This window comes from Microbulbifer maximicatervae (SeqCode), assembly GCF_052467825.1.
The window spans coordinates 2,999,797-3,016,212 of record NZ_CP174327.1 but is presented as its reverse complement, the minus strand read 5'-3'; the positions used below and the strand labels follow the sequence as shown (position 1 = coordinate 3,016,212).

General features: G+C 55.2%; 14 protein-coding genes. 1 reads left to right on the top strand and 13 read right to left on the bottom strand.

Annotated features, from left to right (window positions below):
• Positions 1–12: 12 nt before the first annotated feature.
• A complete protein-coding gene (gene sppA, locus ACJJII_RS13375; RefSeq protein WP_413664961.1) occupies positions 13–1,878 on the top strand; it encodes a signal peptide peptidase SppA in 1,866 nt (621 codons plus the stop codon).
• A gap of 30 nt (positions 1,879–1,908) precedes the next feature.
• Here sppA and ACJJII_RS13370 read toward each other — a convergent pair whose 3' ends face one another.
• From ACJJII_RS13370 to trpB, 13 genes are all read right to left on the bottom strand, one after another.
• Positions 1,909–2,202: a DUF3175 domain-containing protein gene (locus ACJJII_RS13370; protein WP_444916542.1), complete on the bottom strand. Its 294-nt coding sequence runs from the start codon at positions 2,200–2,202 to the stop codon at positions 1,909–1,911.
• 72 nt (positions 2,203–2,274) lie between these two features.
• Positions 2,275–3,495 carry an MFS transporter gene (locus ACJJII_RS13365; protein ID WP_444916541.1) on the bottom strand — a complete coding sequence of 407 codons (1,221 nt, stop codon included), beginning with the start codon at positions 3,493–3,495 and terminating at the stop codon, positions 2,275–2,277.
• 24 nt (positions 3,496–3,519) lie between these two features.
• Complete coding sequence (locus ACJJII_RS13360) at positions 3,520–5,550, bottom strand: transglutaminase TgpA family protein (RefSeq protein WP_444919277.1); 2,031 nt, start codon at positions 5,548–5,550, stop codon at positions 3,520–3,522.
• Entirely contained in the window at positions 5,550–6,560 is a 1,011-nt protein-coding gene (locus ACJJII_RS13355) for a DUF58 domain-containing protein (RefSeq protein ID WP_444916540.1), read from the bottom strand. Before ACJJII_RS13355 ends, ACJJII_RS13360 begins: the two co-directional genes overlap by 1 nt.
• Positions 6,561–6,564: 4 nt before the next feature.
• Positions 6,565–7,476 carry an AAA family ATPase gene (locus ACJJII_RS13350; protein WP_444916539.1) on the bottom strand — a complete coding sequence of 304 codons (912 nt, stop codon included), beginning with the start codon at positions 7,474–7,476 and terminating at the stop codon, positions 6,565–6,567.
• A gap of 148 nt (positions 7,477–7,624) precedes the next feature.
• Complete coding sequence (locus ACJJII_RS13345; RefSeq protein WP_444916538.1) at positions 7,625–8,806, bottom strand: O-succinylhomoserine sulfhydrylase; 1,182 nt, start codon at positions 8,804–8,806, stop codon at positions 7,625–7,627.
• Between the two features lie 184 nt (positions 8,807–8,990).
• Entirely contained in the window at positions 8,991–10,478 is a 1,488-nt protein-coding gene (purF, locus tag ACJJII_RS13340) for an amidophosphoribosyltransferase (protein WP_444916537.1), read from the bottom strand.
• Between the two features lie 45 nt (positions 10,479–10,523).
• Complete coding sequence (locus tag ACJJII_RS13335) at positions 10,524–11,018, bottom strand: CvpA family protein (protein ID WP_282931877.1); 495 nt, start codon at positions 11,016–11,018, stop codon at positions 10,524–10,526.
• A 241-nt stretch (positions 11,019–11,259) separates the two neighbouring features.
• Positions 11,260–11,904 carry an SPOR domain-containing protein gene (locus ACJJII_RS13330; RefSeq protein WP_413664955.1) on the bottom strand — a complete coding sequence of 215 codons (645 nt, stop codon included), beginning with the start codon at positions 11,902–11,904 and terminating at the stop codon, positions 11,260–11,262.
• A complete protein-coding gene (gene folC / locus ACJJII_RS13325; RefSeq protein WP_444916536.1) occupies positions 11,885–13,159 on the bottom strand; it encodes a bifunctional tetrahydrofolate synthase/dihydrofolate synthase in 1,275 nt (424 codons plus the stop codon). Before folC ends, ACJJII_RS13330 begins: the two co-directional genes overlap by 20 nt.
• Before the next feature lie 77 nt (positions 13,160–13,236).
• The gene (gene accD, locus ACJJII_RS13320) at positions 13,237–14,091 is read right to left on the bottom strand and encodes an acetyl-CoA carboxylase, carboxyltransferase subunit beta (RefSeq protein ID WP_282931874.1); all 855 of its coding nucleotides are present in this window, start codon (positions 14,089–14,091) and stop codon (positions 13,237–13,239) included.
• 160 nt (positions 14,092–14,251) lie between these two features.
• A complete protein-coding gene (gene trpA, locus ACJJII_RS13315) occupies positions 14,252–15,061 on the bottom strand; it encodes a tryptophan synthase subunit alpha (RefSeq protein ID WP_444916535.1) in 810 nt (269 codons plus the stop codon).
• 92 nt (positions 15,062–15,153) lie between these two features.
• Entirely contained in the window at positions 15,154–16,377 is a 1,224-nt protein-coding gene (gene trpB / locus ACJJII_RS13310) for a tryptophan synthase subunit beta (protein WP_108732438.1), read from the bottom strand.
• Positions 16,378–16,416 lie beyond the last annotated feature (39 nt).

The following is a 16,416-nucleotide window of genomic DNA, read 5'->3' as shown; positions in this document are numbered from 1 at the left end:
GAGTTTTGAGGTTTGACTGATTCATCCAATGAGAAAGGACTGTTCCGCAGCTTTTTTGGTGCCATTGGCGGCTCAATTACCTGGCTGAGGCGAGTGTTTACCAACCTGGTGTTCCTGTTAATACTGGTATTCCTGGGTATCGCAATTTTTGGCAAGGACGAACAGCTGGTAGTCCCACAAGGCGCGGCCCTGCGCGTGGCTCCGAGTGGATTTCTGGTAGATGAACTCAGCCAGCCCAGCGGATTACCGATTTTCTTCGGCGGCTCCCAGGGGCCAGCGGAAATCAGGGTTAAGGATCTTGTCGACTCTATCGACAAAGCCGCACAGGACAAACGCATTTCCGCACTGGTGCTGGAGCTCGACAATATGGTCGGCGGCAGTCTCAGCAAGCTCGACGAGATTGGCGCAGCCCTGCAGCGCTTCAAGGCTGCCGACAAGCCCATTTACGCGGTGGGTGATAACTACACCCAGGCGCAATATTTCCTCGCCAGCCACGCCGACAAGGTGTACCTGAATCCAATGGGTTCCGTGATGCTCACCGGCTTTGGCGTCTATCGGAATTACTATAAAAGCGCCCTTGAAAAGCTCAAAGTCAATTTCCACGTGTTCCGCGTTGGCGACTACAAGGATTTTATCGAACCCTATACTCGCGACGACATGTCTCCGGCTTCTCGTGAGAATAACCAGCGCTGGCTGCATGAACTCTGGAGTGAATACACCGAACAGGTGACCGGCCTTCGCAACCTGCCAACTGAAAGCATCGATCTATTTATCGACGAGCTACCCCAGAAACTGCAGCAGCATGAGGGCGACTGGGCACGTACTGCTCTGGCCAATAAACTGGTCGACCAACTCGCCAACCGCAACTTGGCTGTTCAAGAGCTACGCAAAACCATTGGTGAAGATGAGAACGATGAACGCAGTTATAAGGCCATCGATGCCCTCACCTATTTACGCAGCCAAAAGCTCAGCGAAGTCGCCGCCAAGAAAGAACCCAATAAGATTGCCTTAATCACGGCAAGCGGTTCTATTGTCGATGGCCGCGCTCCCGCCGGCAGGATCGGCAGCGAAAGCCTGGGTGAACTAATCGCACAGGCGCGCAAAAAAGAAGTTGATGCACTGGTTCTGCGCATTGACAGTGGCGGCGGCTCCGCCTTCGCGTCAGAAGCAATTCGACAGGAGTTACTCGCCACCCGCGAAGCCGATATCCCTGTCGTTATCTCCATGGGCAGTCTGGCCGCATCTGGTGGCTACTGGATTGCTACCGGCGGCGATCGAATCTGGGCCTCTCCCGCAACCCTGACAGGCTCCATTGGCGTATTTGGTGCCTTCCCGACCTTTGAGGATTCCCTCGAGGCACTGGGTATTTATACCGATGGTGTGGGCACTTCAGACCTGGCCGGCAGCATGCGGTTGGATCGTGCCCTACCCGAGGCAGCCGCCAGCATCCTGCAACAGGGGGTGGATAATACCTACGCCAGGTTCCTGAGAATTGTGGCCGAGTCCCGTGGCAGCACTCCCAAGGAAGTGCACAAAATTGCCCAGGGCCAGGTCTGGACCGGGCGCGCGGCTAAAAACCTGGGGCTTGTAGACGATCTGGGCAATCTCAACGACGCCATTGCCGACGCCGCACAGCTTGCTGAGATCGAAGAATACGATGTAATAGAGATCCAGCGCGAGCTGACTCCCGGCGAAAGATTCCTGCGCGCCCTGAGCGATAATGTGGATGCACGTATCGCCGCCAGCCTTGAGGCAAACCTGCCACTCGGCGCCTGGTTAAACAGCTTACAACCGGTTTTGGCACCAATCGGCGAACTGCAGAGCTTCCGCGACCCGCGCGGACTCTACGTACGCTGCCTGCCCTGCCTAGCCCCCTAAAAGACTTCATCGCCTCTACCCTGCGCCGGCTCAATGCCGGCGTGAACGCCCATAAAGCTCACGCAATTCATTTTTCGCGGCCTCCAGGATTCTGCGCCTGCGCGCAGGTAAATGGTGGCCCGCACGATTGATATAAAAAGTGAGCATAGACATGGCTGAATGGAAAGGCTCTGATTTGCGCTGCTGACTGGCCTCAGCTGCACTCTTCAGGGATTTGGCTATCGCTTTTGGATCATCCAGGCTAAATACACCGGCTTCAAGGTCCAGCGCATGGCTGTTTGTCGTGACTCTCTGTGACCATTTGGCACTTTTTACTGATACCAAACCCCACCTCCATAACCGCAGTTCCCTGTTAAATATATGGTGGCTCAACCGGATTTGGTCGTTGCGGGATTCCTATACCTCGCTATCGGAAATTTTAACCTGCCGTAGAGCCCCACTCAGGGCAACGAGTGCGAATGCCAATAAACTCAGGATTCCCGCCCACAGTAGTGTCGTCAGAGGCGCTGCAACCTCGCTCAAAACACCCGCAGCCAGGGCCCCCAGCGCCGCAGAGCCAAATAGGGCAAATTGATAAATAGAGATAATGCGACTGCGATAATCCGCCGGCGCCAGCAATTGCACAATGCCTCGCCCCAACCCTGCGGAGGCTGCCGCAACCGCCCCCCAACACAGACACAACAGGATCAAGCCAAACTTTGTTGGCCCCAGGCTGATAGCAATCAAGAGTGCAGCGCTGTAAAGCAAGCACATCAAAATTCCCCGCCCAGGCTCCTGCCCCTGGCCCCGTCTCAACATAGTCACCGTCGCGATCACCGTGCCCGCTATAAATGCCAGCTGCAGGGTCGCGTAGTAACCGGCACCGCGACCGTAGTCCTCGGCCAGTAACGGTAAGACCACCAGGAAAACCCCGATATGCACAAAGCCATTGAATGCCATCAATGCAGTCAGCTCCCGCAAAACCGGGTGTTTCCATGCCTGACTGAGACCATCCAGAATCAGGGTGTGGGATCGCTTCTCTGGTGCCTTTTGACGCTCTTGAGGCTGACGCAAGGAGAAAAGCAATAATGAAGCCACTAGCACAACGGCAATCTGTACACCCAGCAAGTGCTGCAAGCCCCACTGGTCAAATCGACTCGCTAGCAACATTCCCACCGCCTGGCCGCCGTACTGCGCCAACATCATCCAGGTTACGGTTTTTTGCACGCCTCGCTCAGTGGCCTGCCCCTTGCGGTTGCGGGCACTGCGCTGCACCAGGTTGTCCCGTGCCGGCTGTAAAAAAGCGCTGCACACCCCCAGGCAAATTCCGTAAACCATCAAGGTGGATAAATTCAGGACATGGAAGGTGAAATACAACAACAATGCGGTATGACAAAGCGCCAGGCCCAAACAGGCCAGAGCCGACACCAGAGCCGGGTCTCGCCTATCCGCCAAAGCACCGCCAAACAACAGGAATACCAGGTTTGGCAGCAATACTGATGCCTGAATCCACCCCAATTGCAGGGCCGGAAGATCCACGATCGTCAGCGCAATCCAGGGCAGCAATATCACCTGCAACCCGGTTGCCAGGGAAGTGCCGCTATAGCCCAACAGAAACCTTTGCAATTGGGTTGGCATTCTAGATACGAAATAACTCAATGATTAATAACCTGCCAACTCACGCTTGTGCGACGTCATATTTGCCGAGTGCCGCAACCAGAAATACCAGCTTGATAGCTTCCGAAGTGTTCTTAGCCCAGAGCCATCACCACCATAGGCGGCAGACTCAAAAGCCTCTGTCACTGCTACGGCATAACCAGACATCTCCGGTTTTTCCTCGGCAATCCGGCGGGCATAGGACCCTGCAGTCTCACCGGAATGCCGCTGGACCCCATTGCGGGCCATGCGCCGGCAAAAGCGCTGGTAGAGCTTCTCTGCAGGCGCTAACTTGGGTCCTCCTGCGGAGCGGGCCGCCCATAAACTGATACCCAACAAAAGCACAAGAATCGGCGCCCCCAGTAATAGGGCGATACGCATTGGAGACAGATCACCAAATAGCCGCTGTAACAAATTCTGCTGCCGATCGGCATCAAAGCTCACTACGGTTTGATACCAACGGTAGTTGATCATATCCCACTGTAAGCGCAACTGGCTGAGAATGCCGATACGGTGTAAAGGAAATAGGGAGTCCTGCATAAACTCTTCACCCGCCGCACTCTCCAGACCGTCGCGCACCCGCTCCGGAGCTACTGCCGCTGTGGGGTCTACACGTTGCCAGCCTTGGCCGTCGAGCCAAATTTCAGCCCAGGCATGGGCGTCGTACTCTCGCACCAATAAGTACTCTTCTCCACTGACCCACTCACCGCCCTGGTAACCAGCCACTACTCGCGCCGGTATCCCCGCTGCGCGCATGGCAAACACATAACTACCGGCAAAGTGCTCGCAGAAGCCCTGCTGGCTATCGAAAAGAAACTCATCAATAGTATCGCCGCCCAGTGCTGGAGGCTTCAGGGTATAAGTGAAAGCACTGTGAAAGTGCGACAGCAGCTGGGAGGAAACCGCCTCAGCACTGAGCCCCTGGTCCCGCAGGGAAGCCATCCACTGACGAGTACGGCTATTGCCGAAACTGGGAAGTTGCAAATTCCTGCGCCGCTCCGCATTGCTGAGAGTAGCACTGAGCGACAGGGTTTCTCTCGGCCAGGAACTTACCTGGTAAGAAAAGCGGTTGAAAACCGGGGTACGTTTTACCAGGCGATCATCCGTTGTCTCTCCCACACCCGCGCTCTCTGAAGCCGGTTTTGCCATAGCGAATAGCCAGGGGCTGCGGCTCGCTTCCTGGATAACCTGGTAGCGATAACGGGGACCCACTTGCGGAAGCACCTGCTCACCACTTCTCCAATACACTCGCCCGCCATTTCGAGGGTCAACACCATAGCCCTGGCGCCAGGTACGCCCATCAAATTCCGAGTACACCAAGCCCCTCCAGTAGCGCTGCTCAGGCGGGGGGACAGGTCCATCAAAGGAGATACGCAAGGTCGGCTTGCTGGATTTGGAAAGCTCAGTAAAGTCTCCCGGGGCCATCGAATCACTGACACCGGTACGCCCAGCGGAGGTATTCTGTGGCACAGACCAAAGGGGCCCCAGCCTAGGCATAACCAAAAACAACAACACCATCAACGGCGTGGCCTGTGCCACCAACCGCAGGGATAATCCCAGAGCCCGGCGCGGGCGCGCACTAAAGTGTCCCAGCTGCGCCGCCAGGGCTGCAGTAATTACCAACACACTCAGTAAACCGTAAAGTGCATAGGGAATGGTCTGCTCTTGCACAAACAGAGTGGCGGCTACGAAGTAGGCCAGCAGTAGACTGACAAAGGCATCCCTACGGCTGACCAGTTCGAGATTTTTCAGGGTGAATGACAGCGCCAAGAGTGCAATCATCGGCTCCAAAGCAAACAAGCGCCGATAGGACAGAGCCAGTCCCGCCACCGTCAATAAAATCACTGTCAGTTTAAGAGCGCGGCCGGGTAAATCCCTGCGCCCGCGAAAGACTTCCAGGCGCCAATAAACCGCAAAGGCCCAGGCAAAAGCCACCCACAGTGGCAGCATTGTGAATTGCGGCAAAAGGGCGACAAACTGGGCAGCAAAAATCCACAGCAAACTTTCCCTGGGCAATAAATCCTTATTCGCAATCATCACTGGCCTCGCCCGGGGTACAGGGCCAATGCCTGCAAGACCTGCTGCTGATGCTCGGGACCGAGCGAAGGCTCTATTGAAATGCCAGGCAGGCACAAACCATATGCAATGCCTTGCTTTTCCGCTTGTAGGGTCCAGTCACAGAGATTGCTCAGGCGCATCTCTATATCCCTACCATCGAGTAAACCCCAGTCGAGCCACAAGCGCGTGTCAGTTTTGCGCTCATAGTCCTTGCTGTAAAGATCGCGTCCGGCCGCGTATTGCTTCCAGGCTACATGGCGTAACGAGTCACCCGCTTGATAGGGTTTTAGCGCGGCAAAATCATCTCCCCCCCGCTTCACCTCACCAAACTCCCCCTCGGCAACAGTCTCTCCTAGCGGTAAAGGGCCCGCAGAAATTGGACGGGGGTAAACCAAAAATTCAACATCCAGGTCAATGCGGCTCCAGCAGCGAAATAACCCGAGAGGGAAACGACTTTCAACCCTCAACCGAGGTGCCTGCACTCGCCCACGTTTTACTACCGGCATAGAGATACAAATATCCGCACTTTTCTGCTCGCACAAATCCACGCGACTGCCCTGCTCCGGTGGCCAACTCAGCTCGAGCCATTCCCGCTCCCGCTTGCCCTCACAACTGACATTAATTTCCGCCTCGGCAAAATCACCAGCAAAAGCTGCCCGGGTATCCACAAGGCGCAAGTGCACGCCACTTAAATTGGCAAAGGTGTGTAGTGGTAGCACCGCCAAAATGCTGACCAACAAAAATGTCAGAGCGAAAACCAGATTGTTTTCATAATTGGTGCCCAGCAACCACAATAATGCCACCACTATTAGGAAACCTAAGCCTGCGCGCGTGGGCAGGATAAATAATCGGCTGTGGTTCAAGGTAATCGCTCGGGCCCGCGGTGCCCGGCGACTAAGCCAGCGCTGCATAAGGTTGCGCCAATATTCCACCAGCAGGTGTATCGGATTGCGGGAAGGGTTCCGACGTTGGGGGTGACTTACATTCATCGACTCAGGCCGCAATCACATCCACTTGGCGCATCAGACGCTCAACCAACTGCTCGCCGTTGCTGCCATCGCTCTGTAATCGATGTCCTGCCACCGCCGGCAACACAGCCTGGATATCCTCAGGCAAAACATGGCCACGATTGTGAATCAACGCCCAGGCTTTGGCTGCGCGCAAAAGGGCCAAGGCGCCTCGGGGTGATAAACCCACTGCGCAATCCGGGCTCTGGCGGGTTTGCAAAACCAGTCGCTCAAGGTAATCCAACAGACTGTCAGAAGTTTTCACCTGCGTAACCAGGTTTTGCATTTTTCCGAGTGTGGCGGTATCGATTCTCGGCTTTAACTTCGCCAGCTGCTGCCTCGGATCGACCCCCAAATACAAAGCTCGTTCCGCCTCCCGGGTGGGATAGCCGAGGCTGATACGCATCAGGAAGCGATCCAGTTGAGATTCCGGCAATGCAAAGGTGCCCGATTGTTGCATCGGATTTTGCGTGGCAATCACAAAAAATGGCTGGGGCAGTGTGCGGGTCTCGCCATCGACACTCACCTGGCGCTCTTCCATGGCCTCTAACAGCGCACTTTGGGTTTTTGGCGATGAGCGATTAATCTCGTCCGCCAATAACACCTGACTAAACACAGGTCCCTCGTGAAAGTGAAATTGGCTGGACTCCCGATCAAATATCGAAACACCAAGAATATCCGCCGGTAACATATCACTGGTGAACTGCACCCGCTTATAAGTTAGCCCCAGCACCTGGGCGAGTGCATGAGCCAAGGTGGTCTTACCCATACCCGGTAGGTCTTCGATTAACAGGTGGCCTTTTGATAACAAACAGGCCAGCGCCAACTTCACCTGACGCTCTTTACCCAATAAAACACTGCCGATATCAGACACTATGGCGGAAACTATTTTTTGCACGGCAAATCCATTACTGCTCAATTTTTCTAAAGGGGGCTATTTCTGCATACCGGCAGGGGCGCGACAAAATGCAAACACTACCAGAAGCAGCGAACAGTATTTCACTGTCCGCTAACAATCATAGGTAGCTGGGCGCTTACGCCAGCGCTTATAACTGGGATAATCCACGCATCAGGTCGCGCTTGAGGTCCTCAACATTTTCCAGCCCTACCGAAACTCGAATCAAATTTTCAGTAATTCCGGCGCGAGCCTTATCTTCATCACTAAGGCGGCCATGGGTTGTCGTGGCAGGGTGCACAATAGTGGTTTTTGCATCCCCCAAGTTGGCGGTGCAGGAGAGGATTTTACAATTGTCGATCACTTTCCAGGCAGCTTCGCGACCACCGCGCACAGTAAAACTCAGCACTGCGCCAAAAGCGTCTTGCTGTTCCCGCGCTAGGCGGTGTTGGGGGTGTTTAGGCAAGCCGGTGTAATTTACCTTCTCAACCATCTCCTGCTCATCGAGCCACCAAGCCAAGTCGAGTGCATTGGTGCAATGCGCCTGCATACGCAGCTTTAAAGTTTCCAGGCCTTTGAGGAATACCCAGGCATTAAACGGGCTCATACTCGGTCCGGCAGTGCGCAGGAAAACCACCAACTCATCCATTACATCCTTGCGACCAACGGCAACACCGCCCAGGGCCCGCCCCTGGCCGTCGAGGAATTTGGTTGCGGAGTGCACCACAATATCAGCGCCCATGGAAAGAGGTCGCTGCAGTGCCGGGGTACAGAAACAGTTGTCGACAACCAGCATGGCACCAGCGCTGTGGGCGACCTGTGCCAACGCGCGGATATCGGCTACTTCACATAGGGGGTTGGAAGGCGTCTCCATAAACAGCAGCTTGGTGGAACCATCTACGGCCTGCTTCCAGGCATCCATATCGGTCAAATCGACATAGCTCACCCGCACGCCGAACTTTTCCATATAGCGGCCAAATAAAGCTGTAGTGGTGCCGAAAACACTGCGGGAACAGATAACGTGGTCGCCACTTTTCAGTAACGCCATACAAATACTGAGAATGGCAGCCATGCCGCTAGCAGTAGCTACCGCAGCTTCACCGCCTTCGAGAGCAGCGATGCGCTCTTCAAAAGTACGCACTGTGGGGTTGGTATAGCGGGAGTAGACGTTGCCGGAGCTTTCGCCAGAGAAGCGCGCAGCAGCCTCTGCAGCGGAGGGGAAAACATAACTGGAGGTGAGGTAAAGTGCCTCGGAGTGCTCTCCTTCCGGTGAGCGAACCTGGCCGGCGCGCACCGCCAGGGTTTCCAGAGCGTAACCGTCGTCTTCAAACATATACCGCTTCCTGGTCAGTATTTTTGGAAGCAGTCATCTTAACCGAAACGATCTTAACTGGCGCCCTCTTCTGCCGCGAGAAAAGGACGCTTACGCTTTTTTACTATTGGCAGGCTACAAAAACGGTTTTTTTGCCGCCCGCCAATCAGAACAGGAATATTTAGAGATTCCGTTCAGCGGTTAACTACAGAGCGCTGACATCAGCCTTTTTACGTTTGGCTGTGTCATTGCGCTGGGCATGAAGATCGTTGAGGTATTCCTCATCCACATCACCGGTGATGTAATTGCCGTCGAATACAGAGCAATCAAAGCGATCAATTTTTTGCTTACCGCCGCTGGAGCTAACTACCAGATCTTCCAGCTCCTGGTAGATCAACCAGTCTGCGCCAATCTCCTCACAGATTTCCTCGGTGGTGCGACCGTGAGCCACCAGCTCAGTGGCGGAGGGCATATCGATACCGTAGACATTCGGGTATTTTACCGCGGGGGCAGCACTGGCGAAGTACACTTTGGCAGCACCGGCATCGCGGGCCATCTGGATAATCTGCTTACAGGTAGTACCGCGCACAATGGAGTCGTCTACCAGCAACACATTCTTGCCACGGAATTCCAGCTCGATGGCGTTGAGCTTCTGGCGAACCGACTTCTTGCGCTGCTTTTGACCGGGCATGATAAAGGTTCGGCCGATATAGCGGTTCTTCACCATACCTTCACGGAATTTCACCCCCAAGCGGTGGGCTACCGTCTGGCCTGCCGTACGGGCAGAATCCGGGATCGGGATAACCACGTCGATATCGTGATCCGGCCGCATGCTGAGAATTTTGTCCGCCAGATGCTCACCCTGACGCAAACGCGCCTTGTGTACCGATACGCCATCCATAATGGAGTCAGGGCGGGCAAAGTACACATGCTCAAAAATGCAGGGAGTCAAAGACGGGTTATCTGAACACTGCTCGGAGTGCACAGTGCCATCCAGTTCGATATAGAGCGCTTCGCCGGGAGCAACATCGCGCACCAGGGTGTAACCCAGTACGTCCAGGGCCACGGACTCGGAAGCCACCATATACTCAGTGCCCTTCTCGGTTTCACGCTTGCCGTAAACCAGTGGGCGAATTCCGTTGGGATCGCGGAAAGCGACAATACCGTAACCGACAATCAGGGCAACGCAAGCGTAGGCGCCGCGCACGCGCTTATGTACAGAGCGCATCGCACTGAAGATATCTTCGGCTTTCGGCTGCAGCTTGTGCAACTTGTGCAGCTCGTGGGCGAACACGTTCAGCAACACTTCCGAATCAGAATCTGTATTGATATGGCGCAGGTCCTGCTGGAAGATCTCATCGACCACCTCGTGCACATTGGTGAGGTTGCCGTTGTGAGCCATGGCGATGCCGTAGGGAGAGTTCACGTAGAACGGCTGAGCCAGCGCCGGGCCGGAGCTACCGGCAGTGGGGTAGCGGACGTGACCAATACCAAAATTGCCCTTCAGACGCTCCATGTGGCGCGCGCGGAATACGTCGCGAACCAGACCATTGGCTTTCTGCTGGTTCAGGCGATCATCGTCACAGGTAACGATACCGGCGGCATCCTGTCCCCTGTGCTGTAGCAGAGTGAGCCCATCATAGAGCTGCAGATTGACGTCACTCTTACCGACGATACCGACGATACCACACATATATTTGACCCTATTGACTCGAGAAGAGCGCTTTTGGCGCTCTATTTAAAACAACTTTACGAAGAATTCCTTAACGGAGCCCGCCAGCTCCCGCGCACTATCCTCAAATTCGAGGAAATGGGGAATCAGAACAGACTGACTCCACCAACTGTCCTGTTCCACCGGCACCAATGCCGGGGCCAGGATCAACAGCGCCATCACGACAATGGCTCCCCGCACCAAGCCAAACGCCATTCCCAGCACTCTATCTGTACCGGATAGCCCAGTTGCCTCAACAAAAGCAGAAAGCACCATGTTGAGACCGGCGCCAGCGAGTAAGGTGCCGATAAACAGGATGCCAAAAGCTGCAATCATTTGGAGGGAGGGGGTGTCGACGAGGTTGGATAGCATTGGCGCCAGCTGGTCGCGAAACATCATGGCGACGATAAAGGCGGCAATCCAGGTAAGCAGAGACAAGGTTTCCTTGATGAAACCTCGACTAAGGCCGATAAGCGTGGAGATACCCACAATAGCCAGAATGATCCAGTCAGCCCAATTCATTCAATCCTACCTGCGTGGCGGCTGCTGCCGCGAAGAGCGCGCATTCTAACTGAAGGGACTAAGCGCGTGAAGCCGTAGGCCAACCGATTGGAATTTATTACTTGTAGTACCGCTTTCCCTGGACGTTTGGCACAGTGGCAATCGGTTAATTGCGAATAAAAATGCAAAGTGGAAATCTGCCAGCGAGTTACCACCATCCGCCTCGGGCTGAAATGGTGGCAACCTGAAGTCAAAGGCCCGATCAGGCCTTAAACTGAAGCACGAGGGTCTGGGCTTTCAGAAGGGTATCCAATTCTTTTTTCAGTTGATGGGCATCGGCCTTGTTGACCTTTGGCCCAACAAAGACCCGCACCAGGCGACCCTTATCTGTATCCACCGCCCGAGTATAGGCACTGTAGCCCTCGTTCATCAGGCGCAAACGCAGCTTGTCCGCATTGGACTCATCCCGGTAGGAAGCCACTTGAACCACCCAGGCCACAGGCAGGCCATAGGCATCCACAAGGGGCGAGGCCCCCTTTTTCGGCGCGGCCAGTTTTTCCTCCGGCTCATCACTCTTGGCGATCTCTGACCGTTCCTCTCCCTCATCAGCTACTGGAGCCTTCGGGTTGGAGAAGTTCTCTGGCAAGTCCGGCTGGAAAGCCTCACCCGGCGCCGGTGCAGGCACAGCATCCGCTACCGGTTGCGGCTCGGCAATTTCAATAGGGCGTATATCCGGCTCCGCCGGAATCTGGCTGGTTTCACTGATATTGCCTGCGGCCTCCCGGTCCAACAGGCTGGGCAAGAAAATAACGGCAAGCGCAGCCAAAACCAGCGCACCGACAATGCGCTGCTTAAATCCGTCGTTCAATCGCCCTCGGCGGGAGGGTTTACCCTCGCAATTCTCCATTACCTTCGTCTCGCATCTGCTGCAGAACCTCAGCCACAGTAAAGAAGGAACCAAATACAAGCAACCTGTCTTGTGGACCAATGGTCGGCAGCAGCTGTTGTAAACCATCGGCGACGCTTGGACAGCGGCTATCGGCGTTCGTTGCCTCAACACCTGCTGCGGCCAGACCTTCCAGCAAGGTCTCTCCGCTCGCAGCGCGGCTATTACCCGGTAACTCTGCGGGGTGCCAGGCATCCACCACATCCCGCAAAGGCGCGAAGAGTCCCACCAAATCCTTATCGGCCATAGCCGCTACCAGCGCATGGGTTTCACCATCTACAGGGTGACCTGTTAGCCATTCAGCCAAGTGTTCGGCCGCTGCCGGATTGTGCCCCACATCCAACAACAAGTTGCGCCCCTGCCATTGAACCTGCTGACAGCGCCCGGGCAGAGCAATTTCAGCCAGTGCAGATTCGATCCCACCCTGGGGCAATACATTGAGTAGAGCCAGCGCGGTAATTCCAGCAGCGATACTCGGGCGCGGCAAGCTGATCGGGGGGATCGCAAGTTCCAACTTACCAAAGCGGTAAAGTTCTTTTTTACCCTCTCCCGAATTGAGAGAGAAATCCTTCCCTATAAAGTAACTGGAACTGGACAATTTTTCTGCCGCAGACAGCACAGATTGGGTGGGATTGCTATCAGCACAGACAAAAGGCGCCCCAGCACGCAGGACACCGGCTTTCTCACGGCCGATTATTTCCCGGTCACTGCCAAGCCAGTCCTCGTGATCAATGGCAACACTGGTGATAATGGCGAGATCCGCATCCACCAGGTTGACTGCATCCAGGCGCCCACCCAGGCCAACTTCCAGAAGTGCAAACTCGACGCCTGCCCTTTGAAATAACCAGAGCGCCGCCAGGGTGGTGTATTCAAAATAGGTCAGGCTGGTCTCACCGCGAGCAACCTCGATAGCCTCAAACGCCAGCACGAGATCTTTATCGGCAACCTCTTCACCCCCGATACGCACCCTCTCGTTAAAGCGCAGAAGGTGTGGGGAACTGTAAGCGCCTACGGAGTGCCCTCCCTCACACAGCAGCACCTCCATAGTCGCCACGCAGGAACCCTTGCCATTGGTGCCCGCCACAGTAATCACTGTCGGTGCCGGTTTCTGGATACCCAGTGCATCGGCCACAGACGCGACGCGCTCAAGACCTAATTCAATTTCGGAAGGGTGCAGCTGCTCCAGACGGGAGAGCCAATCTTGCAGTGAAGGCATAGTTGAAAACATCGATGATGGGGGCTGCAATCAGCGGAAATTAAGCTGATCACAGCATTACCCCAGGGGAATGGAAATCAGTTGCCGGTCAGTTTACCCAATATGCGGGACACTGTAGAGCGCATTTCCTTGCGAGGAATAATCATATCAATTGCGCCGTGCTCCAGCAGGAACTCACTGCGCTGGAAACCTTTCGGCAATTTCTGGCGAATGGTCTGCTCGATAATATTCGGGCCGGCAAAACCAGCGCGCGCTCCGGGCTCCGCCGCATTGATATCACCCAGCAGGGCCAGGGATGCGGAAACACCACCGTATACCGGGTCAGTCATAATGGAGATATATGGCACACCGGCCATCTTCATTTTTTCCAGCACCGCCGAGGTTTTGGCCATCTGCATCAGGGAGATCAGGGCCTCCTGCATCCGGGCACCCCCGGTAGCAGAGAAACAAACCAGCGGGATACGCTGCTCCAAGGCACGCTGAGCGGCACGGGTAAAGCGCTCGCCGACCACATAGCCCATGGAGCCACCGTGGAAAGCGAACTCAAATGCTACCGCTACCAGGGGGGCACCATTCAGGCTGCCCTGCATGGCGATCAGGGCATCCTTCTCACCAGTCGATTTTTGTGCCTGTACCAATCGGTCTTTATATTTTTTGACGTCTTTAAACTTCAGGCGATCAACCGGCTGCACATCGGTGGCCAGCTCTTCACGACCTTCCTCATCGAGGAAGATATCCAGGCGGCGACGGGCGCCGATTCTAAAGTGGTGATCGCACTTGGGGCACACATCCAGATTGCGTTCCAGCTCCGGGCGATAAAGCATCGCATCGCATTTGACGCACTTCTTCCAAACCCCCTCGGGGACCTTGCTGCTGCCGGTGCGACGCTCTGTGCGAATTACCGCAGGGACAATTTTTTCTAACCAGCTCATCTCGTTTCCAAATCCGGAGGCTTTCTTTGGGCCGGCACATTTTACCGACCAGTGGGTTTCAGGCTAGGAATTAAAACACTAAGCTGAACAACAAACCCGGCCAGATCAGCCGCTATTTTTGGCTTTCTGGCCAGCTTTGTGCTTAGACCTATAGCTGCTTTTAGCGATCCAGGGCTTCGCGCATCTCGCTGACAATAGCTCCAACCGCCGTTTTAGCGGCTTCCAGGTCTGCCGCCGCATCTACTGCCGACACCAGCACGCTACCGACTACAGCACCGTCGCCATGGGCACTGACCTGGCGGGCCGAGGTACCATCTTTAATACCGAAGCCAACACACAAGGGCAGATCGGTAAACTGGCGAATATGGTCCAGATTGTCACGCACTGAATCCAAATCCAGGTGGCCTGCTCCGGTAACCCCTTTCAGGGATACATAGTAAACAAAGCCACTGGCAACATCGGTAATTTCACGAATACGCTCTTCAGTGGTGGTAGGCGTCAGCAGGAAGATATTGCGCAGGTTGCGCTCCGCCAAAAAGGCATTCAGGGAACCGGACTCTTCAGCTGGCAGATCTACGGTCAGGGCACCATCGACACCCGCAGTGGACGCCGCTTCAGCAAACTCCAGTTCACCCATACGCTGAATCGGATTGGCATAGCCCATCAGGATTACCGGGGTGTCACTATCCGACTGACGAAATTCTTTCACCAATGCCAAACATTTGCGCAGCGAAGCCCCATTGGCCAGTGCGCGCTCATGCCCTTTCTGAATTACCGGGCCCTCTGCCATGGGGTCGGAAAATGGCACCCCCAGTTCAATAACATCGGCCCCGCTGGCCACCAACTGATGCATCAACGGCACAGTATTTTCCAAGCCGCCATCGCCGGCGACAATATAAGTTACCAGCGCCTTGCGGCCCTCATCGCGCAACTTGGCAAAGCGGCAATCAATTCTATTTTGTTCTGTCACAGTCTATTCCCTGAGCTACTCCTGGCAGAAAGCCAGCTCAATTATTTGATCTTCACCCATTTTGCCCGCCTCAGAGGCGGGCGGTGATATTGCTACACCTCGATACCGTCGATAGCGGCAACGGTGAAAATATCCTTATCGCCTCGGCCGGAGAGATTTACCAGGACATTCTGCTCAGGGCTCATGGAAGCCGCCAACTTGAGCGCGTACGCGACTGCATGGCTGGATTCCAATGCCGGCAAAATACCCTCAGTGCGAGTGAGTCGACGGAAGGCATCCAGGGCTTCATCATCATCGGCGGTGACATATTCCACCCGGCCGATATCTTTCAGCCAAGAGTGCTCAGGGCCAACACCCGGGTAGTCGAGCCCCGCAGAAACCGAGTGAGTCTCGATAATCTGGCCGTCATCATCCTCCATCAGGTAGGTGCGGTTACCGTGCAGAACACCGGGAATACCATCATTCAGTGGTGCAGCATGCTTACCGGAAGCCAGGCCTTCACCGCCGGCTTCGACACCAAACATTTTCACTTCAGCGTCATTCAGGAACGGGTGGAACAGGCCGATCGCATTGGAACCACCACCGACGCAGGCCACCAGCGCATCGGGCAACTGGCCAAAGCGCTCCAAACTCTGGCGACGGGCTTCACGGCCGATAATAGAGTTGAAGTCGCGCACCAATTGCGGATAAGGGTGAGGACCAGCCACAGTGCCGATAATGTAGAAAGTATTATCGACATTGGTTACCCAATCGCGCATGGCTTCATTCATGGCATCCTTTAGGGTCTTGGAACCGGATTCCACCGGCACCACTTCTGCCCCCAGCAGCTTCATACGGTATACGTTGGGGGACTGGCGCTTAACGTCTTCCGCACCCATATAAACCGTACACTGCAAACCGAGACGCGCCGCCACGGTTGCCGTAGCCACACCGTGTTGACCAGCGCCGGTTTCGGCAATAACACGGGTCTTACCGCTGTGTTTGGCCAGCAGTGCCTGGCCCACCGTGTTATTTACCTTGTGCGCACCGGTATGGTTCAGGTCTTCCCTCTTAAGCCAGATTCGCGCACCGCCCGCCTGCTCAGTCAGTCGCTCAGCAAGATACAGCGGCGATGGCCTGCCTACGTAGTGCGCCAGATCGTGATCAAAGGCAGCGACAAAATCCGGATCATCTTTCAGGCGGCTATACATTGCCTGAAGCTCATCCAATGCGCTGATCAGCGTCTCCGATACAAAGCGACCGCCGTAGGGACCAAAATGTCCGCTCGCATCCGGGAAGGTGGAAAAATCGATAGCACCTGGCTTACTCACACTCATACTCCGTGGGTCACGTGGGGTTAAAACTTTCTTTCTATT